26 protein-coding genes and 2 pseudogenes are annotated in these 25,829 nt (G+C 41.8%); 13 read left to right on the plus strand and 15 right to left on the minus strand.

Annotation, left to right across the window (positions count from 1 at the left end):
- Nucleotides 1-38 precede the first annotated feature (38 nt).
- Nucleotides 39-1,637 (minus strand): ATP-binding cassette domain-containing protein, encoded by a 1,599-nt coding sequence (locus tag F941_RS07530; RefSeq protein ID WP_005009691.1) that lies wholly within the window; start codon nucleotides 1,635-1,637, stop codon nucleotides 39-41.
- Nucleotides 1,638-2,337: 700 nt separating this feature from the next.
- Between F941_RS07530 and F941_RS07535 the strand changes: the two genes are divergently transcribed.
- Complete coding sequence (locus tag F941_RS07535; RefSeq protein ID WP_005009693.1) at nucleotides 2,338-3,393, plus strand: 3-deoxy-7-phosphoheptulonate synthase; 1,056 nt, start codon at nucleotides 2,338-2,340, stop codon at nucleotides 3,391-3,393.
- 263 nt (nucleotides 3,394-3,656) lie between these two features.
- Complete coding sequence (locus F941_RS07540; RefSeq protein WP_005009695.1) at nucleotides 3,657-4,844, plus strand: PilT/PilU family type 4a pilus ATPase; 1,188 nt, start codon at nucleotides 3,657-3,659, stop codon at nucleotides 4,842-4,844.
- Between the two features lie 110 nt (nucleotides 4,845-4,954).
- On the opposite strand, the gene F941_RS07545 is transcribed toward F941_RS07540, so the two are convergent.
- Nucleotides 4,955-6,133: an MFS transporter gene (locus F941_RS07545; RefSeq protein ID WP_005009697.1), complete on the minus strand. Its 1,179-nt coding sequence runs from the start codon at nucleotides 6,131-6,133 to the stop codon at nucleotides 4,955-4,957.
- Between the two features lie 288 nt (nucleotides 6,134-6,421).
- Between F941_RS07545 and ygiD the strand changes: the two genes are divergently transcribed.
- Entirely contained in the window at nucleotides 6,422-7,279 is an 858-nt protein-coding gene (gene ygiD / locus F941_RS07550; RefSeq protein WP_005009700.1) for a 4,5-DOPA-extradiol-dioxygenase, read from the plus strand.
- A gap of 74 nt (nucleotides 7,280-7,353) precedes the next feature.
- Here ygiD and gcvH read toward each other — a convergent pair whose 3' ends face one another.
- The 4 genes from gcvH to F941_RS07570 form a co-directional block, all read right to left on the minus strand.
- Nucleotides 7,354-7,728, minus strand: coding sequence for a glycine cleavage system protein GcvH (gene gcvH / locus F941_RS07555; RefSeq protein ID WP_005009703.1), 375 nt, complete (start codon nucleotides 7,726-7,728; stop codon nucleotides 7,354-7,356).
- Between the two features lie 85 nt (nucleotides 7,729-7,813).
- Nucleotides 7,814-8,842, minus strand: coding sequence for a helix-turn-helix transcriptional regulator (locus tag F941_RS07560; RefSeq protein WP_005009705.1), 1,029 nt, complete (start codon nucleotides 8,840-8,842; stop codon nucleotides 7,814-7,816).
- 174 nt (nucleotides 8,843-9,016) lie between these two features.
- A complete protein-coding gene (locus F941_RS07565) occupies nucleotides 9,017-9,466 on the minus strand; it encodes a MaoC family dehydratase (protein ID WP_005009707.1) in 450 nt (149 codons plus the stop codon).
- A gap of 1 nt (nucleotide 9,467) precedes the next feature.
- On the minus strand, nucleotides 9,468-11,324 hold the full coding sequence (locus F941_RS07570) for an ABC transporter ATP-binding protein (protein ID WP_005009709.1): 1,857 nt from the start codon (nucleotides 11,322-11,324) through the stop codon (nucleotides 9,468-9,470).
- Between the two features lie 178 nt (nucleotides 11,325-11,502).
- On the opposite strand from F941_RS07570, the gene F941_RS16070 reads away from it, so the two are divergent.
- Nucleotides 11,503-11,709: a hypothetical protein gene (locus F941_RS16070; RefSeq protein WP_005009710.1), complete on the plus strand. Its 207-nt coding sequence runs from the start codon at nucleotides 11,503-11,505 to the stop codon at nucleotides 11,707-11,709.
- Between the two features lie 448 nt (nucleotides 11,710-12,157).
- A complete protein-coding gene (locus tag F941_RS16075; protein ID WP_026253333.1) occupies nucleotides 12,158-12,403 on the plus strand; it encodes a hypothetical protein in 246 nt (81 codons plus the stop codon).
- A gap of 125 nt (nucleotides 12,404-12,528) precedes the next feature.
- Here F941_RS16075 and F941_RS07580 read toward each other — a convergent pair whose 3' ends face one another.
- Both F941_RS07580 and F941_RS07585 read right to left on the minus strand, forming a co-directional pair.
- Nucleotides 12,529-12,792, minus strand: coding sequence for a Txe/YoeB family addiction module toxin (locus F941_RS07580; protein WP_018572507.1), 264 nt, complete (start codon nucleotides 12,790-12,792; stop codon nucleotides 12,529-12,531).
- Nucleotides 12,776-13,039, minus strand: coding sequence for a type II toxin-antitoxin system Phd/YefM family antitoxin (locus F941_RS07585; protein WP_005009713.1), 264 nt, complete (start codon nucleotides 13,037-13,039; stop codon nucleotides 12,776-12,778). The genes F941_RS07580 and F941_RS07585 overlap by 17 nt, the downstream gene beginning before the upstream one ends.
- A gap of 361 nt (nucleotides 13,040-13,400) precedes the next feature.
- On the opposite strand from F941_RS07585, the gene F941_RS07590 reads away from it, so the two are divergent.
- Both F941_RS07590 and F941_RS16885 read left to right on the plus strand, forming a co-directional pair.
- Entirely contained in the window at nucleotides 13,401-13,631 is a 231-nt protein-coding gene (locus F941_RS07590; protein ID WP_005009726.1) for a hypothetical protein, read from the plus strand.
- 3 nt (nucleotides 13,632-13,634) lie between these two features.
- Nucleotides 13,635-13,880 (plus strand): annotated as a pseudogene (locus F941_RS16885) (hypothetical protein); the annotation flags it as partial.
- A 275-nt stretch (nucleotides 13,881-14,155) separates the two neighbouring features.
- Here the strand turns inward: F941_RS16885 and F941_RS07595 are convergent.
- Entirely contained in the window at nucleotides 14,156-14,611 is a 456-nt protein-coding gene (locus F941_RS07595; RefSeq protein ID WP_005009727.1) for a GNAT family N-acetyltransferase, read from the minus strand.
- Nucleotides 14,612-14,808: 197 nt separating this feature from the next.
- Nucleotides 14,809-16,011, minus strand: a complete 1,203-nt coding sequence (locus tag F941_RS07600) for a benzoate/H(+) symporter BenE family transporter (protein WP_005009730.1) — start codon at nucleotides 16,009-16,011, stop codon at nucleotides 14,809-14,811.
- Nucleotides 16,012-16,120: 109 nt separating this feature from the next.
- Here F941_RS07600 and pdxR point away from each other — a divergent pair, with 109 nt between their 5' ends.
- From pdxR to F941_RS07620, 5 genes and pseudogenes are all read left to right on the plus strand, one after another.
- On the plus strand, nucleotides 16,121-17,602 hold the full coding sequence (pdxR, locus tag F941_RS07605; RefSeq protein ID WP_005009732.1) for a MocR-like pyridoxine biosynthesis transcription factor PdxR: 1,482 nt from the start codon (nucleotides 16,121-16,123) through the stop codon (nucleotides 17,600-17,602).
- A gap of 102 nt (nucleotides 17,603-17,704) precedes the next feature.
- Entirely contained in the window at nucleotides 17,705-17,875 is a 171-nt protein-coding gene (locus F941_RS16715) for a hypothetical protein (RefSeq protein ID WP_228128312.1), read from the plus strand.
- Between the two features lie 67 nt (nucleotides 17,876-17,942).
- A complete protein-coding gene (locus F941_RS16720) occupies nucleotides 17,943-18,146 on the plus strand; it encodes a hypothetical protein (RefSeq protein ID WP_026253334.1) in 204 nt (67 codons plus the stop codon).
- Nucleotides 18,140-18,454, plus strand: a pseudogene (locus F941_RS07615) (hypothetical protein); the annotation flags it as partial. The gene F941_RS16720 and the pseudogene F941_RS07615, both read left to right, overlap by 7 nt.
- Before the next feature lie 616 nt (nucleotides 18,455-19,070).
- On the plus strand, nucleotides 19,071-19,340 hold the full coding sequence (locus F941_RS07620) for a hypothetical protein (protein ID WP_005009735.1): 270 nt from the start codon (nucleotides 19,071-19,073) through the stop codon (nucleotides 19,338-19,340).
- Between the two features lie 143 nt (nucleotides 19,341-19,483).
- Here F941_RS07620 and F941_RS07625 read toward each other — a convergent pair whose 3' ends face one another.
- The 5 genes from F941_RS07625 to F941_RS07645 all read right to left on the minus strand — a co-directional run bounded on the left by F941_RS07625 (nucleotide 19,484) and on the right by F941_RS07645 (nucleotide 24,433).
- Nucleotides 19,484-20,020, minus strand: coding sequence for a DUF2058 domain-containing protein (locus F941_RS07625; protein WP_005009737.1), 537 nt, complete (start codon nucleotides 20,018-20,020; stop codon nucleotides 19,484-19,486).
- A gap of 14 nt (nucleotides 20,021-20,034) precedes the next feature.
- Nucleotides 20,035-20,709: a YoaK family protein gene (locus F941_RS07630; RefSeq protein ID WP_005009739.1), complete on the minus strand. Its 675-nt coding sequence runs from the start codon at nucleotides 20,707-20,709 to the stop codon at nucleotides 20,035-20,037.
- Between the two features lie 36 nt (nucleotides 20,710-20,745).
- Nucleotides 20,746-21,942 carry a serine/threonine transporter SstT gene (sstT, locus tag F941_RS07635; protein WP_005009740.1) on the minus strand — a complete coding sequence of 399 codons (1,197 nt, stop codon included), beginning with the start codon at nucleotides 21,940-21,942 and terminating at the stop codon, nucleotides 20,746-20,748.
- A 176-nt stretch (nucleotides 21,943-22,118) separates the two neighbouring features.
- A complete protein-coding gene (locus F941_RS07640; RefSeq protein WP_005009741.1) occupies nucleotides 22,119-23,855 on the minus strand; it encodes a SulP family inorganic anion transporter in 1,737 nt (578 codons plus the stop codon).
- A 254-nt stretch (nucleotides 23,856-24,109) separates the two neighbouring features.
- Nucleotides 24,110-24,433, minus strand: coding sequence for an ArsR/SmtB family transcription factor (locus F941_RS07645; RefSeq protein WP_005009742.1), 324 nt, complete (start codon nucleotides 24,431-24,433; stop codon nucleotides 24,110-24,112).
- Nucleotides 24,434-24,720: 287 nt separating this feature from the next.
- On the opposite strand from F941_RS07645, the gene cysK reads away from it, so the two are divergent.
- Nucleotides 24,721-25,719 (plus strand): cysteine synthase A, encoded by a 999-nt coding sequence (cysK, locus tag F941_RS07650; protein WP_005009743.1) that lies wholly within the window; start codon nucleotides 24,721-24,723, stop codon nucleotides 25,717-25,719.
- The last annotated feature ends 110 nt before the right edge of the window (nucleotides 25,720-25,829 follow it).

Genomic DNA, 25,829 nt, shown 5'->3' on the forward strand with positions numbered 1-25,829 from the left:
TACTTGGTGCATGAGGGGCTTAAATTTGAATCAGCGCATTAATTTGATTCTATATCCCAATGCATATCAATACCGCATTGCGCTACAAAATCAGCATCGTGCGACACCAAAATGACTGCGCCAGTATATTGCGCAATGGCCTGCGCCAGCAGTTCCCGAGATTCAATATCCAAATGATTTTCAGGTTCATCCAACAGCAGCAGCTCAATATTTTCAGGCCAGAAATTCAAGCCAAGCAGTGCAGTTTTCAGCTTCTCGCCGCCGCTCAAGCGTGATAGCGGCTGCTCAGGTCGATCTCCTCGGATTCTCAGCTGCCCCAATTGATTGCGCCATTCTGACGCCGTTAGTTTAGGGTTAAATAGCGATAGGTTGTCTAGAACACTATGCTCAGGCTGTAAGTTACTGAAATTTTGATCCAAATAAATAGGCTTTACCGCCAAATAAACATGCGGATTGGCTGCCTGCGCCTGCTGTTTCAATAATTTAAGAAGCGTCGATTTACCAGATCCATTGCGTCCTTGCAGATGAATCTTATCACCCGCTTTTAAGGAAAAACACAGCGGGATTCCCGTTCCAAATGGCAGCGGCAAATGATCAATCCTCAAGATTTCGCCGGTTTTAACCGCATGATGCTGAAATTTAAACTGCTGCTGTTTAAAGTGCTCTAACTGGTTTTGAGCGGCATTTAATAGCGTTTGTTTTTCCTCCATCTGTTTTTGCTGCTGTTTCTGCACACCAGACAAGCTCTGGCCCGCTTGTTCTTTCTTAAAGTCCAGTAAAATAGGCGCTTGCGAGCTGGAAGACCGCAGCTGCTTGCCGCTGTGTTGACGCTTTTGTGCTTTCATTAATGTTTCATGCTGTTTGGCTTTCAGCTGCTTAAGTTCGCGCTTTTGCTGGACGGTTTGGCGTTCCAGCGCCCCATATTGCAGCTCATGCTGCTGAATATAATCATCATAATTGCCTGAGACATGCTGTAACCCATATTCATTCAGCGCATAGATATGCTGAGCCTGATTCAGTAATGCCCGGTCATGGCTGATGATGAACGCGCCAGCAGGATGTGTCTTTAAGCTGTTTATTAGCCATGTTCTAGATTCAGAATCTAAATGATTGCTGGGTTCATCCAAAAGCAGATAATGATCAGGCTTTAAAAATAAAGCGCATAGCGCAAGCTTGGTTTTTTGCCCTTCACTTAGCAGTTCAACAGGAAAATTTAAATTATCCGGCAATTTCGCCTGTGTTAATTGCGCGCTCCACTGCGCCGGCAAATGCCATTGATTTTCTGTTAAATCGAAGTCCTTAAGACTGGCTGTTCCAGCCTCAATACGCATGAACGCCTGGTGCATCTCGGTTATGCCTAAAGCTCCGGCGATGGTGTTTTCATCTACACGCTTCAATTGCGCTAAATATGCATGCGGCAATTGCCATAGAATTTCACCGCTATAAGGCAGCATTGAAGTACGCTGAAAATGCAAAACTTGCATCAGCAGTGATTTCCCTAAGCCATTTCTGCCTGTGCATGCTGAAATTTGCTGTTGCGTTAAATTGAACTGCAGCTTTTGGAATATTGATTGATTGGGTGTTTTATTCAGGAAGTCTAAGTTGAGCTGAGAAACAGCACATGCTAGTGGGGTCATTAATGCACCTCGCAGTGACAAAAATGCGCAAAATAGTTAAATATTTTTAATGATTTATATTTTTCAGTTCGTATTGTAAGCTGAATGAAAGGCACTATTTTGCACATCAAAAAAGAAGAAGATTCGGTTTTTGATAATGAAACAGCGCTTACTTCATTGGCAGATACTCAAATAGCGGAAAATTGAAAAGTGCATGGGGATAGATTGCAAAAGCATTTTAAGCAAAGGTGAAGATTTAATCAATATATAAATAAATAGTGCGTAGGGATGGTCTTTATATTTATTGGACAATTCTGATGGAAATTATAAAAAACTATTGTCAAAGCAGTCAATACAGCGTATTTTAAGTTTCAGACAAGCACCTTTTTTTGATGAATTCAAAATGTTAAAGCAGCCAGTTCTTTCAAACGCATCGTATTATTTTTGGCAATTTAGATAATTGCCTGAATATATTCGGGCAAAGAAAATGGTTGCCCACCAAGTTTATACCTGATCGGCAACCCTGATCAGGTTTTTTTATGTCTTGATTTTTATAAATTTTTTGGAGATTTTCTCATGATGACTTTTAACTATTCATATTTTAGCAGTTCATATTGGTTTTATTTTAGTCAGTTTATGACGCATTGTCAGAAATCCATTCGCCCCATAACGCTCAAATAAAAGATCGGACTGTAAAAAGGCAGTCCCAAGGAAAAAATCAATGAACGCTTTAAACACTGCATTACAAGAAACAGCCGCTCAAGAAACAGTTTTAAGCCTGCCCAAGCAATTGAAGGCGCAATTGCCTTTATCTTATGCGCATGCTCAGCAAATTGCTGAACAGCGTAAAATTATACAAAATATCTTAGAAGGCAAAGATAAACGCTTAATGGTGATTACCGGCCCGTGTTCCATTCATGACACGGCATCAGCCTTAGACTATGCAGAAAAATTAAAACAGATTCAAACACAAGTTTCAGACCAAATTTTCCTTGTGATGCGCGCATACATTGAAAAGCCGCGCACGACAGTCGGCTGGAAAGGCTTTCTTTATGATCCAAATTTAGACGGATCAGCAGATATGCAATTGGGATTGGAAAAATCCCGTGAACTTTATCTGCAAATTATAGAAATGGGCTTGCCAATTGCATCAGAAATTTTGAGCCCGATGGCTACTGCTTATTTTGATGATCTCCTTGCATGGGGCGCAATTGGCGCACGCACCAGCGAATCTCAGATTCACCGTGAAATTTCGAGTTTGATGCCTTACAGCATTGGCTTCAAGAACGGAACGGACGGCTCAATTCAAATTGCTTTAGATGCCATTCAATCTGCTGTAAATCCGCATCAATTCATGGGCATGAGCCAATCAGGCCTGCCAGGTATGCTGTCATCTAAGGGCAACCCTAAAGCGCATTTAATTTTGCGCGGTTCAAATACCGGCCCTAACTACCAGCTGGCAGAAATTGAAAAAATTAAAGCCAAGGTAAAAGGCGAATTTCCTGCTTTGGTGATTGACTGCAGCCACGGCAACAGCAGTAAGAACCCGCTGATGCAGCCCGAAGTGCTGCATACAATTGTGCAAGAACGTCAGTTCAGCAACGTACGCGGCGTTATGCTTGAAAGTCATCTGGTGGATGGCGCGCAGAAAGTCAGCTGCAATATGACTTATGGCCAGTCGGTGACGGATGGTTGCTTAGGATGGGATAAAACCCAACAGCTGTTGTTGGAAACTGCAGAACTTTTACAAGCAGCACAGTTGCAGCGCAGCGCATAAGCATTGTTCGCTTAAATCATTGTTTCAGCTCATGCAGCAGAATGCTCTTCACTTTGAAGGGCATTTTTATTGAAAACATAATCCATCAAGCTTTCAGCTTTTTCTTTGAAATACTGCACAGTATTTTTTAAAAATATTATTTAAATTAATGATTTATATTTGTGACTCTGCCTGATTTTATGCACAATAAATGAATACAAAAACAAAAACTGTGATGAAACAGTAATTTTGTATTGCTGAATTGAATTTTTGGGAAAATTTTTATGTACACTGCCGAATTACTGGAAGAAGCGCGCCGTTTAATGTTCCATATGCTCAGTAAAGTGGTTGAATATGGCGGTTCAGATTTGTTTATTACGGCAGATTTTCCACCAAGCATTAAGCATCAGGGTTTAATGAAGCCTTTTGGACAGCAGGAACTGACAGCCGATAAAACCAAACTCTTTGCCTATAGCTTAATGAATGAGAAACAGCGTAAAGAATTTGAAACTGAACTGGAATGCAACTTTGCTATTAGTGTGCCTAATGTATCCAGATTCCGTGTCAATGTATTTCAGCAGCAGCTGAATGTCGGCATGGTCATTCGAACCATTACCAATGAAATTCCAAATTTTGAAAAACTTCAGCTGCCAGAATCACTGAAAAACGTGATTATGGAAAAACGCGGTCTGGTGCTCGTCGTGGGCGGTACGGGTTCTGGCAAATCTACGTCTTTGGCCGCGATGATCGATTATAGAAATGAACACAGTGCAGGGCATATTATTACGGTTGAAGATCCTGTTGAATATGTGCATAAGCATAAAAAATCGATGATTACCCATCGTGAAGTCGGTGTAGATTGCCATTCTTGGCACAATGCTCTAAAAAATACGCTGCGTCAGGCGCCAGATGTCATTTTGATTGGTGAGATCCGGGATACAGAAACCATGGAGCATGCGATTGCCTTTGCTGAAACAGGCCATTTATGTTTAGGGACTCTGCATTCAAATAATGCCAATCAAACTTTAGACCGGATCATTAATTTCTTCCCGGAAGAGCGCCGGAATCAATTGCTTATGGATTTATCTTCAAATATGAAAGCGATTATTTCACAGCGCTTAATTCGGACTGAAGATGGGAAAGGGCGGCGCGCCGCAGTGGAAATTATGCTGAATACACCGTTAGTTTCAGACTTAATTTTAAAAGGTGAATTCCACGAGCTGAAAGCGATTATGGGCAAGTCGCGTGAGCTGGGCATGCAGACGTTTGATCAAGCTTTATTTGATTTGTATAACGATGGCGCAATTTCATATGAAGAGGCGCTGCGAAATGCAGACTCAATGAATGAGCTGCGTTTGCAGATTAAACTGAAAAGCCCGCGGGCAAACCCTGCGATGCAAAATACAGCGGCCGAATTCAGTATGCAGGCTGAAGAAAAAGCTGAAAGTGACGACGCGCAGCAGGCATCCTAATCCAGTTTTGCATATGCAATAGTCAATGAAATGATTATGCAAGGCGCTTGCCGCGCTATACATAATCATTTCGCTTAAAGATACGCTGAGTCTGATGATGCTGTCATTGGTTAAGATGCAGGTTGGCGGGCAACCATAAATTTATAATATATTAGGCTGATTAAGACCAAAACGGCGCATATGCTGTAGGCGACCGCATAGCTGGTATCTGCAATGATCATGCCCAGTACAATTGAGCCAATGGCAATGCCAAGATCATAAAATGTAAAATAAGTTGAAGTGGCATGGCCAATGCGGTTTTTAGGCGAACGCTGAATAGAAATAGTCTGCAGGCAAGGCTGCGCTGAACCAAAACCCATGCCAATCAAGACAGCTGAAAATAAAAGGCCAGCTACACTGTCGATAAACGCTAAAACTGCCAAGCCAATTGAAAATAAAATTAATGCCGGATAAACCACAGCATTCGGGCCTTTGCGGTCATATATTTTTCCTGTAATTGGACGCAGGCTCATCATTGAAATAGCAAATACGGCAAAGAACAAGCTGGCATAAGCGAGCATGTGTTTTGATTCGGCAAAAGTCGCGATAAACGACATAATGCTGGCATAGCAAAACGAAATCATCATGGCCATTAAAGCCACTGGCAAAGCTTTAAATTCAATAAAGTCATGAATGCTGAGCCGTTTTTTGGGAGTCTCCATAGCTGTTTTCTGATGACTTGGCAGCGGGATCAAAAAGCAAAAGATAAAGCCCAGTACGACAAAAGCGGCCAAAATGCCTGCAACTGCAGTATATGACATGCTCTGTATAAAGGTCAGCCCAATCAGCGGGCCCAGTACAATACCTAAGTTGATGGACATCAGGAAATATCCCATGCCTTCGCCTTTGCGCTTTGCCGGAATGAAATCGTTAACGATGGGTACAGTCACAGTTGTCAAAATGCTGAACCAAATGCCATGCAGAAAACGGATGATCATTAAAATTGTAAGGTTGTCTGCGAAGACATAAGTAAGGCTGAATAAACAGAATAAGGTTTCAGAAATATACAGCGCTTTTTTAGTGCCCAGTTTTTCTATAATTAAGCCGCTGAAGGGGCGCACGGCAATTGCAGACACCATGAATAAAGTCATGGCTAAGCCTGCCTGAGACAAGCTGCCGCCTAGTTCATTCAGGATATAAATGGGCAGGATAGTGGTTTGTGCGAAATAAAAGATGAATAAAAACAGATTATTCAACAAACATAGAATAAACGGCTTATTCCATAAATGTTGTGCATTTACAGCGTTCATAAGTGACCTGAATGTATGAAATTGAACAGGCGGCTTGGCTCTTTATATATTTTTTATACGAGCGCAGATGAGACAAACCGTCAGAAATTAAGGTTTATTATAGAAGCATATAGATGAAAAGTATAGTTATTGTAATATTTCATTGAAAAATACTCGCATAAATTCAAAATAATTTCATTAAATTATCTTTATGTGATTATTTGTATGATTATTTAAGTTTACAATTTAAATCGCATTCTGTTGCGGATTCAGATTAATCTAAAGACATCATTGGTTTTGAGGGCAATTATGATGAACTCAGATGAGCAATTGCTTTCCGCTGCACGGCCCAATACTGAATTGCCCGTGACTGCACCGATGCCTGTGCTGTTTCTGGGGCATGGCTCTCCAATGAATGCAATTAGCGATACTGTTTTTTCGAAAACTTGGCATAAAATAGGAGAAAATCTTCAGCCAAGACCCGCTGCAATTCTGTGCATTTCTGCACATTGGCTTACACAGGGCTTCAGTGCGGTCACTGCCGCGGCGCATCCTGCGACTATTCATGATTTTGGCGGTTTTCCGCAAGCACTGTTTGATGTGCAGTATCCTGCGCAAGGCTCTCAAGCCTTGGTCAATGCCGTGAAGCATTGCGTCAGTATGGTGTCCATTGCTGAAGATGCAGAACGCGGCATTGATCACGGCGCTTGGAGTGTGCTTGTGCATCTCTATCCGCAGGCCGATATTCCTGTTGTGCAGCTGAGTATTGACTACAGCCAGCCAGCCGCATTTCATTATCAGTTTGGCCATCAGCTGCGGGCGCTAAGGCGTTTAGGGGTATTGATCATTGCCAGCGGCAATTTGGTGCATAATTTAATGAAAGTTGCTTGGGATAAGCTGAATGAGCCGGTATTTGGCTATGAATGGGCGCTGGAAGCAGATGCTAAAATGAAAAATTGGCTTTTGGAAAAACGCCATCAGCAACTGATTGAATGGGACAGGCAAGGAGAAGCCTTCAAACTGTCTATACCGACGCCGGATCATTATTACCCAATGCTGTATGCGCTGGGGCTGCAAGAAGATCCAGATGAATTGTCGCTTTTTAATGAGGCTGCAGTTGGCGGCTCGCTCAGCATGACCTCATTCCGTCTGGACTATCGAATTTGAGTGCTGTTTTATTTTTCAGACATAAAAAATCAGCCTTTGCGGCCGATTTTTTTGCTAAATAAACACGCTGCGGATTACAGGCCTGCTTCGTAATCGCTGCTGGAAAGCAATTTTTCAACATCCGCCATATTGTCTGGCTTAATTTTATAAATCCAGCCTTTGCCATAAGGCTCATCATTCACAAAATCAGGATCATCTTCTAATGCGGCATTCACTTCTATGACTGTGCCTGAGACAGGCGCATGAATATCTGATGCTGTTTTTACAGATTCGACGACACCGGCTTGCATGCCAGCAGTAACATGTGTGCCTGCTTCTGGCGCTTCAACGTAAACCAAGTCGCCCAATGCATCTTGTGCATGGTCAGAAATGCCAGTTACGACAAGATCACCTTCAATACGCACCCATTCATGCGTGCTTGCATATTTCAAATCAGAAGGATGATTCATGGCTAACTCCTTAAAACTATTAAAATCATTTTTGGCATGATTTATACATGCTTTTAGCGAAAAACAAAAGAATTATCAGAATGAATTAAAGATAAGGGTCTTTACGCCAGTTGCTTGGGCTGCGTCCGCTCCAGCGTTTAAATGCGCGGCTGAAATTGGCTACATCACTGTAGCCTAACTCATCGGCAATTTGTTCAAGTGTAAAGTCTGTCCGTGACAGCAGAGAAGTGGCGTGGCGGTAACGGACTTCATCGACCATCGTCGAAAAGGATGTTCCCTCAGCGGCCAGCTGGCGTTTTAAAGTACGGTCAGACATATGCAGGCGTTCGGCTACCGCCTCAATACTTAAATAATGCTGCTCAGAGTTTGTTAACAGGTCACGTACCCGCATTGCCAAACGGTGACGCTCGCCTAAAGCTGACAGTTCAGCCTCGCACTGGTTAATGGCGATTTGGCTGGCTATCGGGTCTGCATGCACAAGCTTATTGCCTAAATAATGCTTATCAAAACTTAGAATTAAATGAGGCTGTTCAAAGCGGAAATTATGGCGTGGAAATTTTGCCATAAAGCGCTCAAATCCTTCGGGTTTGGGAAAATCAAAGTCAATGTCGCCAGACCCGTAATCTGTGCCTGTAATGGCTTTGCCCATGCTGATAATGCCGAAAATTAAAGCAATGGAAATTTCAGTGCGTAACGGTTCTAAAGTGATGTCTGTTTGCAGCTGTACTGTGGCTTTGCTATCAAAAGTCGAAAAAAACAGCTGCAGAAAAGGCATGCGCAGTTGAATAAAGCGGTTGGCTAGAATCAGCGCATCCGTAATGTCATGCGCTGTCATAATGGCATAGCCAATAAAGCCATGAATGGAAATACGCATTTGCGTACCCAAATGAAAGCCTAAAGTCGGTTCGCCGGTTAAACGCAGGGCATGCTGCATTAGTTCATTCGCAACAGCAGTCGGTATGCGGTAATTAGGATCAGCCAGCTGCTCACTGTTTAAACCGAAAGGCTCAAATAATGTATGGTCATTGTAGCCCCAGCGGGATACAACATCTAAAAGCAATAATCCATAAACACCAGGAATACCTTGGTCTTGACGTAAAGAAGGTGTTTTCATTTGCTATCCGTTGCAGTTTTTATCTTTTTCTATTTTTCCAAAGCTATATTGGCATGAAAAAATGCGAAGGACTATTAAAATTGTTGGACAATTTAACTGTCCAGCCCGCAGTGAATCTGCGGGGCTGGCTGTGCTATAAAATTGTTTGCAGGACATGCAGCCAATACTGTTGTTCTATCCCGCAAGCGGTTCTTTTTTAAAGACAATAATCTTTGTGGTTGAAATAAAAAGAACATCGCCATGCTGATTGAGCGCCTGCGTCACATAAGTGACAATGGCACGGTCTGTTTTGCTTTTCGATGGCGCAATCGCTGTAATTTCAACTTCTACATGGAGTAAATCGCCAGGCCGCGTAGGGCGCGGCCACCTTAAGCTGGACTCTGAACCCACTAAGCCATTGGCAACGGGAAAACATTCTGTCCATAACCGCATAGTCACTGCGGCGGTATGCCATCCGCTGGCTGCTAGACCTTGGAAAATCGGGTGATTTTTTGCCTGATCTTCATCTAAGTGAAAGACTTGCGGATCATAAGCTTGGGCAAATTGCTTGATTTCCTCCAGCGTCATTTCATATTCACGGCTAATAAAGCGGTCGCCCACTTTTATATCTTCCAAATACAGCATGCTATTCCGTTCCTTTCTGTTCTTTGTTGCTTTCTTGCTCTATTAAAAAACCGCCTGTCTGCCGCTGCCATAAGTGCGCATAAATACCATTCATGGCTACCAGCTCTTCATGTGTGCCTTGCTCTGCAATTTTTCCTTGATCCAGAACAATTAAGCGGTCCATTTGCGCAATCGTCGACAGGCGGTGCGCAATGGCGATGACCGTTTTGCCGTGCATCAAGTCATTTAAACTGGATTGAATGGCTGCTTCTACTTCAGAATCCAGAGCGCTGGTTGCTTCATCTAAGATGAGGATTGGTGCATCTTTTAAGAACACGCGGGCAATGGCAATACGCTGCCGCTGTCCTCCGGACAGTTTTACGCCTCGCTCACCGACATAGGCGTCATAGCCGGTTTTGCCCCGCAAATCGACCAGCTGAGGAATGAACTCATCAGCTTTGGCTTTTTGCACCGCTTGATACATCTCTTGATCGGTCGCATCTGGACGGCCATATTTAATGTTTTCTTCCACAGTTCGGTGCAATAAGGACGTATCTTGTGTCACCAGAGCAATATTGCGCCTTAAGCTGTCTTGGGTAACATCTTCTATATTTTGACCGTCTATTAAAATACGGCCTTGGTCGATGGTGTAAAAACGCAACAAGAGCTGAATGAGGGTTGATTTGCCTGCGCCTGAACGGCCTACAATACCGATTTTCTCCCCAGGCTTGATGGTGATATTCAGCTGATCAAATACATTTTTAGTGCTGTAGGCAAAACTGACGTTTTCAAATTTAATTTCACCTTTGCTGACCTGAAGCTCTTTGGCATCAGGCTTGTCCTGAATGCTGATTGGGCGGCCAAGGGTTTTCATGCCATCTTGAATCGTACCGATATTTTCAAAGAGTGCGGAAGTCTGCCACATAATGAATTCAGCAATACTGCTCAATTTTAAAATCATGGCCGTAGCAGCCGCGATCACGCCTAATTCGACTTGGCCTTGCATCCACAAATATACGGCCATGCCGATCACGCCGCCATACAGCACTATATTCAGAACGCTGATGCTGATGGAGTAGCGTGCGCCAAAGCGCATTTGTTTAAACACCGTGGCCATAAACTGCTGCATTGAACTTTTTGCATACTGGCTTTCACGTCCTGCATGCGCAAATAGCTTTACGGTTTGAATATTGGTGTAGGCATCGGTGACGCGGCCAGTCATGACCGCCCGGGCATCCGCCTGTTCATTGGAAATGCTGCTGAGCTTTGGAATAAAGTAGGAGGCGGAACAAATGAAAAGCGCCAGCCAGAGCATCAGCGGAATAATCAGCATTGGAGAAATAGAGGCTAGAACAAAACTGACCGTAATAAAATAAATGAAGACGTAAGCCAGCATGTCTCCTAAAATGATCCAGAATTCACGCACGGCTAAGGCGGTTTGCATGACTTTGGCGGAAAGGCGGCCAGCAAAATCGTTATGAAAAAAGTCTAAGCTTTGCTGCAGCAGTAAATTATGAAAGCGCCAGCGCAGCCGCATTGGAAAACTGCTGTACAGCATTTGATGCTTTACAATAGTTTGCAAACTGGAAAAAAATACATTGGCCAATAAAATACAGGTTAGAACAGTCAGGTTTTGGCTATGATTTTGCAAAAATGTCTCTGGCTGGCTTTGGCTTAGCCAATTTACAAGATCGCCAATTTTTGCATAAAGAAATGCTTCAAAACTTGCAGCTCCAGCTGTACAAAGCACCAGCAGCAATAAATAGCGTTTTACGCCGTTGGCCGCTTGCCAGACAAAGGGGAAGAATGTTTTCGGAAGCGGTTCATTCAAGCCTTTTTCGGGGTAAGGATCTACAAGCTTTTCAAACCATTTTAACATAGGTTTTACCTTTCTTCTCCAATGCGGCGCTATATAAGCGTCTCATAAATTTTCAATAATTTACAAAGTCTTAGTGTTCATGAAAATAACACGTAAACACATGCAAACAGCAATAAACACATGCGAACAAACTTATATTTACTTACGCCATAATAAAAAATGTTTAAGGCGTAAATATATGGGCACTATTTCTAAAAGAACTCTATCTGACGGTACTTTGAGATATAGAGCAAAGACCCGTATTAGCCGTAAAGAGTATCCAGTTTACAAGGAAAGTAAAACCTTTAGCACAAATAAACTTGCTGAAAAGTGGTTAAAGAAAAGAGAACTTGAGATTGAAGTTAATCCAAATGTTTACATTCAAAAAAAGCCAACACTCCATTAATACTGTCTAATGCAATAGATCTCTATCTTGAGGAAGTTGGCGGGGCGTACACTAAATCCAAAGTAAATACGCTAAAATTAATAAAACGATTTCCGATTGGAAAAAAAGCTTTCTCTCTTGTGTGCCACAGATTTATCGGATCATGTTGTTCTAAGAAATACATATTGCCCCAAAGTAAAAGTTAGGCCTATATCGCCATCAACCATTTTGCAGGAGCTATTCCAAATAAGAACGGTGATAACACATGCATCAATCATGTGGGATGCTGAAGTAAATATCCAAGCTTTTGACAAGGCAACTGCGCAATTGAGAAAGACTCGAAAAATTTCTGCTAGTTTATCAAGAGATAGGTTGCCAAATAATGATGAGCTAAAACATCTGATACTATTCTTTTATGATAAATGGACGTTAAAAAAATATACACGATACCCCAATGCATTTGATTTGTATGTTGGCAATAACATCGTGCCGTCGTCAAGCTGAAATTACACGTCTTGAGTTTAGGGATTTTGATAAAGAATTTAATACATGGCAACTTCGGGATATTAAAAATCCAAATGGTTCCAAGGGGAATTATAAGTCTTTTATCGTATCTGAGGATTGCCAGAAAGTTATTGATCTACTGATGCAACCAGATGTTAGAAAGCGGTTCAAGTCAAAAACAGAGGGGGATTTGATGCCTTTAAGATCTTAAACTCTTGCTGCATTTCAGCACAAGCTTGAGATGATTGAGGCGGGGGAGCCTGTAGAGGAAGATAATGATGAGATTATGATCATAAAAGAATAAAAGCCCTTACTCAAAAAAGTAAGGGCCTGTATTCATTCGTAGTGATATCGACAAGCAATTATCGTTATCTCTGCGTCTGTTGCTGCATAAACTAGCCTATGCTGTTCATCTATCCTTCTGCTCCAAAATCCCGATAAATCACCGAGTAGAGCTTCAGGTTTTCCAATACCTTCAAAAGGTGTGCGTTGGCATTCCTTTATGAGGCTATTGATTCGCTTGAGCGTTTTTTTGTCTTGGCTTTGCCAATATACATAATCATCCCAAGCTGAAGGGGTAAAGCTAGTCTTCCGTTTCATCTAAAAGTTCTCTTTCGATTGCTTTAGATGCACGAAACTCTGCAATTGAGTTTGCAAGGTGTGCTGCATTCTTTGGCGAAGATATCAAATGTAATGTTTCCATTACGCTGTTGTAGTGGTCTTGACCCATGACAACCGCATGTTGACCTTCTTTGCGAGTAATAACGGCTACATCCGCATCATCAATAACTTTGTCTAAAACGGATTTTAGATTGTTACGTGCATCTGTATATGTAAATACTTGCATGAAAAACTCCATATATCTGCTAAGCGAGAGTTTTAGTAGGTGTACAGAAAGCTGTACATGTTGAATTGTACAGCTTTCTGTACATACAGTAAAGCATCATATCAGGGGTGCTATTTTGGGGGATGCAAGATAGAGAATTGGGAGCCTGAAGAAGATGATTCACTGGAATTGAAGGCTGAGGCTCATGGATAATGCCCGACAATCGCCTTATGTAAAAATAGGGTGATTTTTTATGTCAAATTCTTCAAGTGGTTTGCAATATGACGATCTTGGTTTTCTGATTGGCTTAAAATAGACTGGCCGCGATGTAGCAAAGATCGATAAAAAAGTAGAGCAGATAATCAGCCTGCTGGAGCAGGCATTGGATGCCAAGGCAATTCAATATGCACGCATCGCTCAGCCTAAGCTGAGCGCTTTGGCGCAGGCTTTGCAGGATGCACAGCGGCAGCCCGTGAGTATTGAAAGCTTGATGAAGGAGCAACAGCAGGCCACTACTGCGATGAATCAAGTGCTTGAGACGGTTGAAGACATTGTGGCTCAAGCGGCTAAGCCAGCAGACAGTAAAACCAAGCCTAAATTTCCCGCTATTTAAAAAGATCCTACAGTCGATGCCATGAATGAAGTGGAAATTGTACTTTCATCTGTTAAACGTTTTGCTGGCTTTATGCTGCGTCCGCTATCTGGTTTGATGAAGAGCTGCAAACGCAGTGAGCCATTGCTGAAGGAAGAGAGTGAACATAATAAGAAGTAGACTAAGATGCTGCAGCGGATTGCAGACAATCTATCATCTAAGGGTGGCCTACTGGGCAAAGGCGGTAAGTTTAGGAAAAAATTATTAAATTTGGTGAAGGCATACCGGTTTTACTGCTTCAATTTTGAATTCTTCAGGGTATCGTTTACTGCTCATAAGCACCTCGTTAATTAGCCATTTTATCTAACTAAAAGGTGTCTACAAAATCGGGGGCTATTCAGGATGTCGAATTGGGGGATAGCTCAATTGGTGTCAGGGGATATGGCCGGGTTTATCAGGTAATTGACTTCAGTGATTTAGAACAAACTTAAAATTGCTTTAAAAAAAATGAGTCCACAATAGCCAATTGATGGACTCACGTAGCATTATTCTAAAGACATACGATATTCAATTACTCCTGGTTTTTCAGCAACCCAGTCATATAATTTTTGGGCAGTATGATTGATTTCCTGTGTATGCCAATATAAACGCTCACACTGTTGAGCTATTGCTTGTTTTTGTACATATTCGATCAGGCTTTTACCAATATGCTGCCCTCGAGTTGCGGGGCACACATATAAATCTTCCAGGTAACAATAATTCTGTGTTGCCCAAGTAGAACGGTGAATTACATAATGTACAAAACCTAAAATTTTATCCCCTTGTTTAGCAACTGCACAATAAATCGGTTCGGCCTCATCAAAAAAGCGTTGCCATGTGCTTTGATTCACAGCACTGGATAAATTGACATTATAAAATTCTTGATAGGCAAGCCAAAAAGGCAGCCACTGCTGATAATCTTGTTGTTGAACTGGAATGACCAGAAGGTCTTGATTTTGCATTTTGACACATCCCTTTAGCTGTTTGAAAAGATAGAGGCGCCAAGCATAATTTTTGTATGGTACTTTAATAAGATACAGTTTTAATCTTTTGTACAGTACCAGTTTTATTGTAATAGCGAATCTTTAGTACTTAACCAAAAATAGCATACTGCGAACAGTATGCTATTGATTAGTGATAACTTTAATTCTCGATAAAATCATGGGGAAGAAATAATTTTAAATTGTTTGTTAAGCACAAGATAAGCAATTAAGCCTAATACTAGGCCCCAAAATGCACCGCCAATCCCAAATAGCGTAATATTGGCTGCTGTGGCAAGAAAGGTAATTAAAGCTGCCTCACGGCTATCACTGTCACTCATGGCATTAGTAAGGCTTCCTGCAATCGTACCTAATAAGGCAAGTCCTGCTAATGAGCTGATAAATGCAGCTGGAAAAGCTGCAAATACTGCTGCAAGCGTTACTCCAAATATTCCTACCAAAATATAGAATACACCAGCGGAAATTCCTGCCACCCAGCGTTTTGATGGGTCTTCATGGGACTCTTTGCCGGTACAGATTGCTGCTGTAATCGCAGCAAGATTAAATGCATGTGAACCAAATGGTGCCATCAAGAAGGAGCCTAAACCTGTCACAGCGAGAATAGGTTTGGCATTGGTTTTAAAACCATCATTTTTTAAAATCAGTAAACCAGGCATATATTGTCCAGTTAATGTAATTAAAAATAATGGCAGGGCGATACTTAATGCCGAATTGATGGAAAAAGCTGGGGCTGTAAAAATAGGTGATGCTAACTTTAATTCAAACCCCGCTAAATCAATTTGTGACTGAAGTAGCAGGAACATAAAACCAAAAAACAATACACTAACAATGGCATATCTTGCAGAAAAACGTTTGGTGATGAGATAAATTAAAAATAATGAAATTGCCAGAAATGGGTCAATGGTCATATTGGTAAAGGCAGCAATCCCGAACTGCAATAAAATTCCTGCTAATAAACCTGATGCAATCCCAATTGGTATCAGACGAATCAGTTTCTCGAAATAGCCAGTAATTCCCAAAATCACAAATGCCAAAGCAGATAGTAAATAGGCTCCAATCGCTTCAGCATATGGTACGGTAACCAGAGCAGTTATTAGAAACGCAGCTGCAGGTGTAGACCACGCAGTAATAATAGGTTCTTTTGTATACCAACTTAATAATATTCCTGTGATACCAACACCGATAGATATTGACCATACCCATGAGGCCGTAAGTTCTGGACTAAGACCAGCCATCTGTGCAGCTTGGAAGATTAAAATAAATGTCCCTCCATAATTGACAATCACCGAGATTAAGCCTGCCATTATGGGAGGCAGTAGATCATGAGATAGACGATGAAAAGATGAGTGCCGAACAGACATAAATTTATCCCCCTAAAATATTTCAACAATGAAAGGGGTAGAGTGTATTTTTAATAATGGTATGGTCGTAAGATACACTTTTGATATTTTATAAAGTACCAGTTTGCCTATGAAAACAGCTTCTTCCGCTTATTTTCCGCATTTAATTTTGCCAAAAGGACAGCAGATTAAGGAAGGTTTGTATTGTGTTTTACGGGATGCGATTTTAGCGGGGCATTTGCCTTCTGGCGCAAAACTGCCTTCAAGCCGGGCTTTGGCAGAAATGATGTCGATTTCCCGTAATTCGGTATTAGCAGCGTTGGAACGTCTATTAGATGAAGGCTATTTGGTTACTAAACCTAGTTCAGGCACTTATGTAGCGGATGTTATTCCTGATCAATTGATTCAAATTCAAAATGATATACACCATGCTGTACATCAATCGATGCAAACGCTCAACATTAATCCACATATCGGCAGTTTATTGCCGCATTGGCACAAGCAGAATTTATCTAACCAAGAAAAGAAAATATTTCATGTGGGGGTAGGCTGTGTAGATTTATTTCCGCATCAACTTTGGGGGAAATTATTGGGGCGAGCTTGGCGACAATCCTATTATCAATTAGGACAATTCCACGATCCACGAGGTTATCTGCCTTTGCGTCAGACAATTTGCCAATATGTTCAATCTACCAGAGGATTAAATTGTACTGAACAGCAAATTTTAATCGTCAATGGGACACAACAGGCTATTCATTTGGCGGCGTATGCGCTGTTAGAGCCCCGAGATCAAGTATGTTTAGATGAGCCGGGTTATGATGCTGCTTTAAATATATTTCGCAGTTTTGGGGTAACCGTACAGCCGATTGAAAGTGATAATGAAGGCATGAAAATCCCTGACATTATTCAGCATTATGCAGACAGTAAACTGATTTATACGGCACCTTCACATCAATTCCCACTTGGTGGCACACTAAGCCTTGCTCGGCGTTTGGCTTTACTGGACTGGGCAACACAGCAGCAAAAATGGATTTTTGAAGATGACTATAACAGCGAGTTTCGTTATGGAACACACCCCATTCAAGCACTGCAAGGTTTAGACCAACAGCAGCGTGTAATTTATTCAGGGACATTCTCCAAAATGATGTTTCCTGAGTTTAGGCTCGGGTTCATGGTCGTTCCTGAAGCCTTAATTGATGTGTTTAGTCTGGCAAAATATTATACCGATACGCGCAGTTCTTATCTTGAGCAAGTCGCACTGGCAACATTTATACAGGAAGGACATTATGCTCGGCATGTTCGTAAAGTCCGTAAAGCATGTTATGAGCGTCTAAAGGCATTAATTTCGGCTATTGAATACTTTCTTTCCGATGTATTAACTGTAGAACCTACTGACTCAGGTATTCATTTGGTATGTTGGCTTAAAGGAAATTGGACAGAGAAAAATTTTATTGATGAATGCACAAAAGTAGGTCTCTCTGTACAGCCCTTGTCACGATATTGTCAGTCCTCATCTCAAAAAGCAGCCGTGCTTATAGGTTACGCGGCGCATTCAGTTAATGAAATTAAGGAAAATATTGAAAGATTAGCAAACTCTATTAAAAGAATTTAATTTTATGAGCCAGTAATTCAGGGGAGTATTGGAACACTGTAAAAACTGCTCTGCACTGACTTGCCAAAATAGCCCTAATCATCTACTTATTGGGGCTTTTTAATGGCTGATACAGCTCGAAAAACCAGAAAAATTAAATACAATTTGTTTGAGCACGGCCGCCTGCATTCAGGTAGAAACCGCGCCAATGTTGATATGAAAGAAATGATCAATCAGATCAACAGTCCAAAAGTTCAGGAAATGATAAAGATCGGTACAAAGTGGCGTATTTAGACGCTGCATTCAGAACCATTGAATCCTATGCCGATAAAATGGCGATGTAACTCATGTAGAAGAATTTTTGGATAATGCAGCAGGAGAATATACGCGCAAGCAGTATCTTTCCCGTGCCGGCGGCTTCAGCTCTGCACAGGATTACTGCCGTTCTGGGCTGGGTTTAATGCCGAATTTCTATGGTTATGACTATGTCATGCAGCCGAACTATACAACAAACGTAGGCGATGGCCAGCTGTTTGATGGATTGGCTGTACCTGAGCAGCAATAAAGTCCTGTCCAAGCCGACTCATGGATGATTCCGAATCGATGCTGGCTGAGTACCGCAAAAGCCAAAATGCGGATGTCTCCGGCGGCGCTACGGCGTTTATGCCCATTATGCTGACGGCTACGGCATTGATTGATCAGCCGCCCGATGTCAGCCAATTACCACCAGTACAAAGTGCGGTACTGGCGGTAATTGACGAAAAGTATGTAAAGATCCGCTTAGTTGCTAAAACAGTCCAAGCGCAATCGGCTTTCTATGCGACTAATTCACATGATGCGCGGTCTGTCTGTGATCAGTTCTGCACCTACATGCAGGATGGTTTTACGGCATCGTAAAATTGTCTTTGCCAAAGCGCAAGCCTGAATGCGAAATGAAAAGACTGCTAGCCAGCAATAAATCAAAAACGGCTGAACCGCCTAGTCTCAAGTATGAATATCAGTATAACCGCATTTGCGGAACATGAAATATGTGCTGCGGCGGCTATTGTGCAGAGTTAATGCCGCTCCATTGGCATTAAGCGTGCTGTCTCAGTCAGTTTTCTTTTCTTAAATATTGTTTTAACGCAGAATATCACTTATTTTAACTCATAATTGAATTACTGTTATATGGTGATTAAGGATAAGTTATAAATAAAAAATATAATCAGATATATATAGTTTATTCTAATATTATCAGTACCGTTTTAATCTATAGAATCTTGATTTTTGGCAAGTTAGGCTATTGACATGTTTTGATAAGCAGGAGGTTTTGTTTTTTATTAAAGATTTGTTTTGTATGGCTTAATTATGGAAAGGCTGAATGGGATATCGTACTGAAGCGATAAAAAATCAATGATTTTTATAATACATATAAATATTTCATTCATAAAATACTTAATTTTTCATGTATATTGGAGATCCATTCTTATTAAAGAATTCGGAGGGTAAAATGAAAACATTAAATTCACTATTAATTATTGAACAAATATATAATTTCGTACTTGAAAAGCCATATTTTCAATCCAAAAGCCAGTATATGCAATTACATATTTTATTTAAGGAATTGCATGAGGGAGATAATATTAATTTCGAGTCAATTAAACCTCATACATTTAAAGGGGTATTTAATGGCATTGATAAAGTGATTTCTACACATACAGCGCCTGCAATAGCAGAAAAGCATGCATTCATAGGGTGGCTGGCTAAGCAGCTGGAGTAAGGCGGCTAGATGCTCGAGCATGCATAAAAAAAGCCGCAATTGATTGCGGCTTTTTAATTTTATTTACACCTTGGGCTCAGGGCTGTAATTCATAACCCGCAATGCCCATGCTTAGATGCCGGGCTTTTAAAGATTTTAGCTTTTTACCACATTAGATCATCAGGGATCACATAGGCTGCGTATGGATCATCTTCATCGGTCGTTTGTTCATTCTGTTCTGAATTGTTGACAATAATAAAGCCTTCCAGTTTTGCATTAATGCGTTCAGCCAGCGCCTTAGGTAAAAAAGCATAGCTGTCGTTTTCTTTGGCAATAACTAAGCTTCCTGCAACAAGCGCATTATAAATTTGCTGATTGATGTAAACCTTTTTAATTTTAGAATCATCGATAAATTGGTAGCTGGCGTCGCCATCAGTATTGCGGATTTTATGCTGATTGATCATTTGAACAATGGAAGCCTTTAGCTCTTTTTCATGCCGGACAGCTTTTTTCTCTTGTTCTATCGCTTGATCACGTGCCTGCTTCTGCTGCTGATCCTGAGCAATTTTCGCTTTAATTTCAGCTTCATTGCTGAGGCCAGCGCGCTGTTCATGCACAGCCTGTTTAGACAATTTTTTGGCCTTTTTGTTATCGACTAAACCCGCTTTGAGCAGTTGAGCCTGTAATGCATTTTTAACCATAAGATGTTCCAAACTTAATTTTGATGATGTCGATAACGTAAATAAATGCCCCAGTATAAGATGCTGAGCGTCAGGCTCAGTCCGGCTGGGACAAGAAATGAGTTTAATTTTAATAAAGGATAAATCAAGCTGGCAAGAAGCCCGCCAATAAAAAATCCAATTAATATTAAAAGATGCAAAATAATTCTTTTCGGTTCCGCTTCTAAGCCCCGCACTCGGTAGCCTAAAGCCAGCCCTAAATCCGTCAGCACACCTGATAGATGTGTAGTACGGATAATGGTTCCTTTGTAGTGGCTGACCATGGCATTTTGCACCCCCATGGCAACGCAGGCCCAAAGCAAGGCATAACGCGGGAAATAGGGCAGCAGCAGCCAGCATAGAAAAATGAGCAAAGCGACTAGGCTGAGGGGAATGCCATAGAGGCGGCTAAAACTGAATTGGCTATTGCCTAAAATCAGCCCGCTATAAAATGAACCAATCACATAAGACAGCGTTACAAGAAAGAGATAGAGAATTGCGGCAGGCTGCCACTGAATAACAGCCATTGCCAGCATGCTGACATTGCCCGTCATATGGGAGACGGACTGGTGCAAAACAGTCACCAGTCCGAGAACGTTGATCATGCCCGCATTAATTGCGAGAAAGAAAGCACCCAGTTGAACCCAAAGGGGCAATGTATAAAAAGGCATAGCGCATTGAGTGATTAATATACGTTTATCAGTATATTATCTTAAACCACGGTCTACTGCAGCTGTAAATAATACATCAGTCGAAGAGTTCAGAGCGGTTTCTGTAGAGTCCTGCAACACGCTGATGACCATGCCGATCGCCACAACCTGCATCGCAATATCGGATGAAATGCCAAACAAACCGCAGGCTACAGGAATCAGCAATAATGAACCGCCAGCAACACCAGACGCGCCGCAAGCGGAAATCGTCGCAACAACAGATAAAATCAGCATTGTGGTGAAATCAACAGAAATGCCTAAAGTATGTACCGTCGCCAAAGTCAGTACGGTAATAGTGACTGAAGCGCCTGCCATGTTGATAGTGGCGCCTAATGGAATGGCAACGCTGGCGGTAGACTCTGGAACACCAAGGCGCTTGGCTAAGTCTAAGTTGACAGGAATGTTGGCTGCTGAACTGCGGGTGAAGAATGCAGTGATACCGCTTTCACGCAAGCATTGAAATACCAGCGGATAGGGGTTTTGACGGGTCATGAAAGCAACCATGATTGGGTTGATGACAAGCGCTACAAACAGCATAGTCCCCAGCAGTACAGCCAATAAGTGCGCATAGCTGGCTAAAGTGCTTAAGCCGGCTTCTGCAAAAGTGACAGCAACCAAGCCAAAAATACCAAATGGCGCAAAACTAATGACTAAGCGGATTACTTTATTAACAGCATCTGCTGCATCAGACAAAAAGGTTTTGGTTTGGTCTGATGCATGGCGGAATGAGATGCCCAAAGCAACAGCCCACGCGAGGATGCCGATAAAATTAGCTTCGCTAATAGCCGTTACAGGATTAGCGACAAAACTGAGCAGCAGATTCTTTAAGATTTCTGCCAAACTGCCAGGAGGAGTCAGCTCGCCTTGCGCAGGCACATCCAAAAATAACGTACTTGGAAAAATCACACTGCTAATTACAGCGCTAAAAGCGGCCAATAGCATGCCTAGCGCATACATCAGTATAATTGGCTTGATATAAGCATTGCTGCTGCCGACTTTAAAATTCGCAATTGATGACAAAACTAGAACAAATACGAGAATAGGAGCAACAGACTTAAGTGCTTTAATGAACAGATCACCAAGCAGGCTTAAATACGGCGCAGCATTTGGAAAAAGTAAAGCAGCCAATATGCCTAAAATGATGGCAATAATAATTCGGGTTACTAAACTCAAACGCGTAAAAGCAGAGAACATAGGAGAGCCTTGTCAGAATTACGGTGACAAAATATTGAAAATAAGGCGAACATTTTATACCGAAATTCTTTCGGGCTTGGGAAAAAATTAAATATAAAAAATAAGTGCTTATTTTTACGGTTGATATTCTATAAATTTGCAGCCTATTTTTATTAAAAAAATAAGGCTTAACCTGTTTATATCTGATATTCAAATACTTTCGGCGACAAACTTTGAATGGCTTTGTAGTGAGTTAAATAAATCTCTCCGCTTAAATGCTTCAGCAGCTTGGATTGCTGCAGCTTATCCATGACAGGGCCTTTGACTTCCGAAAAGTGCAGCCGGATGTGCAGCTTGCTTAACTCATTATTAATGTCTTCCAGCATTTCCAGCGCGCTATAGTCAATGCTGCTGACACTGGAGCAGTTGAGGATGACATGCTGCAGCTGAGGGTGCTGGCTGATTTCATTAATTAAAAAACCTTTTAATGCATTGGCATTTAAAAAGGTCAGGTTTTCATCAATACGGATGGACAAGATTTCCGGCGCTGTCACCACATGATGGCGCTGGATATTGCGGAAATGCTGTGTGCCTTCGACTAGGCCAATGACGGCCATATGCGGACGGCTGATGCGCCAAAGCATTAAAATGAAGGTGGAGATGATGCCAATAATTAAACCTGTCGAAATATCGATAAAAAGCACACCGAGGAATGTGACCCACATGGCAATGCCGTCAGCTTTAGAATAGCGCCAGGTATCTATAAACGGCTTGAAATCGACCAGTTTCCATATGGATACAATGATGGTGGCTGCCAAAATGACCAATGGCAAATCTTTAAAGAAACCTGTGAAAAACAGGGTCACAACAACAATCAGTATGGATGACAAAACGCCGGCCATTGGCGTTTTTGCGCCTGCATCTGCATTGACTACCGTGCGGGATAGGCTGCCGGTTACAGGGAAAGCAGACGTTAAGCCGGCGCTGATATTGGCAATGCCTAAAGCGATCAGCTCCTGATTGCTGTTTAGATTGCTTCTTTGCTGCAGAGCGGTTGCCTGCGCAATAGATAATGACTCGACAAAGCTGATCATGGCAATCATTGCCGCGCCCGGCATCAGCTTCAGGACTAAGTCCCAGTTCCAGTGCGGAATCCGAACAGGCGGAAAACCGGAAGGAATCTCACCGACCGTCTTGATGCCAATCTCTTTCAGGTCAAGCCCAACAGTCAGTGCAATGGAAATGATGACTAAAATTAAGGGCACAGCTTTAATAATGAAGTTTGTCGAACCTATTTTGCTTCTTACTGATTGGCTATTCAGCAGTTTTGGAAAATAAATCAGAAATAATATTGATGCAATGCCAAATACAAGGGATGCGGCATGAGTTAAAGATAAATATTGCCAAACACTGAGCGCAAACTCTGGAATGCTGTTGCCGTTGAGCGGAACATCAACCAGAAATTTCAGCTGGCCTAAAGCAATTAATAAGGCTGAGGCAATAATAAAGCTTTTAATGACGGGATGGCTGATCAGCTGTATTAAAAAACCAAAGCGAAGCATGCCTAACAGCACTGAAATAATGCCGACCATTAAAGCCAAAAGCATGGCAGCTTCAATATAAACTGGGGAGCCTGCTTCAAAAAGCGGATTCAATGTGGCAAAAGTCATCATGGATATGATGGCTACAGGGCCAATCGACAGCGTCGTGCTTCCGCCCAGTATGGCATACATGATCATTGGAAGCATGCTGGCATATAATCCCATGATGGGCGGTAAGCCTGCCAGCATGGCATAAGCCATTCCTTGCGGCACCAGCATTGCGATGACAATAAGCGATGCCAGCAAATCGGATTTAAATTTACCAGAGCTGTAGTCCTTGAGCCATTGCCATGCAGGAATAAGCTGAACAATACGCGGTTTAAAATCTGGCATAAAAAAGTCTAAATCACAATTTAATATATATTATGCATAAAAAATGCTAAGAAGTCTCGGTTGACGGAAATTTGATTGATGCGCCGCTGAAAATACAAACAGTATCAGGGAGAGCAGAAGGCAAGTAAAATAAGAAATAATGCTAAAATTTTTAGATGGTTAAGATAAACAAAGAGGTGTGATGAATAAGAAGAATGAAGAGCTGTCAGCGTTTAATTATAAGTTTCTGCTGTCAGCATATCGTCCGTAAGTAGTTAAACGGTCTCGAATGCTTTACCGCAATATAGGTTATACAAGGTTTGCAAAACCGTAATTAAATTCGGGTCTTTAATCGAATAATAAATCTGCTTGCCATCACGCCGGGTGGTCACTACATTGCTTTTACGCAGCATCATAAGCTGCTGAGACAGCGTAGGCTGATTAATTTGCGTAATCTGCTCAATTTGAGAGACATTTAATTCCTTTTGAGCCAAATGACATAAAATCATTAACCGATCGGTGTTGGCCAGTGACTTTAAAACGCCAACGACTAAATCTGCGGAATTGCGCATGCTGGTGATTTCTATATCACTATTCATTAAAGAGCTCCATTCTGCGGGTACAAGGCGTTTAGTATACGGTTATCACACTTGAATACATGGAATAAATGTAAGAATTTCTATGGTTTTTAGTGAACATAATTATTATTTTTATTGATATATGTCGCAATCATACATCAAATATTCTTATTGCGCATTCTTGGTGCAAAAAATGCTAAAAATTGAGCAGCGCTGAAATTTCAAATACTAAATTTTACACCCGAATAATGAAATAAATGTATGATGTTCAATGTACTTTTTGATGTAAAAATATCAAGGAAAGACTCATGACAACAGATTCAGCATTTCCAGCGCCTGCAAATTTAGGCATTGCCGTATATAGCAACAATGCAGAGGCGATTGGCAACACGCCTTTAGTGCGTATTAACCGTTCCATTACTGGCGGTGCAGCTGTTTTGGCGAAAATAGAAAGCCGCAATCCAGCTTTTTCTGTGAAATGCCGTGTCGGCGCTGCTTTGATTGCAGATGCAGAAGAAAAAGGTTTGCTCAAGCCTGGCATGCATATTGTTGAACCAACCAGCGGCAATACAGGCATTGCTTTAGCATTTGTAGCAGCCGCGAAAGGTTATGATATTACATTGACCATGCCAGCGAGCATGAGTATTGAACGGCGGAAAGTCTTAAAATCCTTTGGCGCCAATTTAGTATTGACTGAGCCGGCAAAAGGCATGAAAGGCGCTGTTGATGAAGCCGTTCGTCTAGTGCAGGAACACCCTGAGACCTATTATCTGCCGCAGCAGTTTGAAAACCCGGCAAATCCTAAAATTCATGAGCTGACCACAGGCCCTGAAATCTGGGAAGCAACCGGCGGTAAAGTGGATATATTGGTTTCTGGGGTTGGCACTGGCGGCACAATTTCCGGCATTTCTAGTTATTTTAAAAAAGTAAAAAAACAGCCGATTTATTCAGTCGCTGTAGAACCTGCAGAATCTCCAATTATCGGACAGGCAAAACGCGGTGAAACTTTGACACCGGGACCGCATAAAATTCAAGGCATTGGCGCTAACTTTATTCCTCAAAACTTAGATTTAGAGTTAGTCGATGAAGTGGTTGCGGTTGAAAGCGCAGAAGCAATTGAATGGGCGCGTAAGACTGCGACTCATGAAGGCATTTTGGTTGGCATTTCCAGCGGCGCAGCGATGGCGGCCGCGGCGAAATTAGCCGCCCGTCCAGAAAATACGGGCAAAACCATTGTGGTAATTTTACCGGACAGCGGTGAACGCTATTTATCTTCAGTCTTATTTGAAGATATTTCTGCGGATTAAGCGTGATTGCGCAATTGCAAGGCTGCTGTGCGCAAAGATAAAAAAACAGGCTATTAAAATAGCCTGTTTTTTTATTGGAAAATGACTTGACCTTACCAAGGTTGGAATGT

This window comes from Acinetobacter bouvetii DSM 14964 = CIP 107468, from assembly GCF_000368865.1.
Lineage (GTDB): Bacteria > Pseudomonadota > Gammaproteobacteria > Pseudomonadales > Moraxellaceae > Acinetobacter > Acinetobacter bouvetii.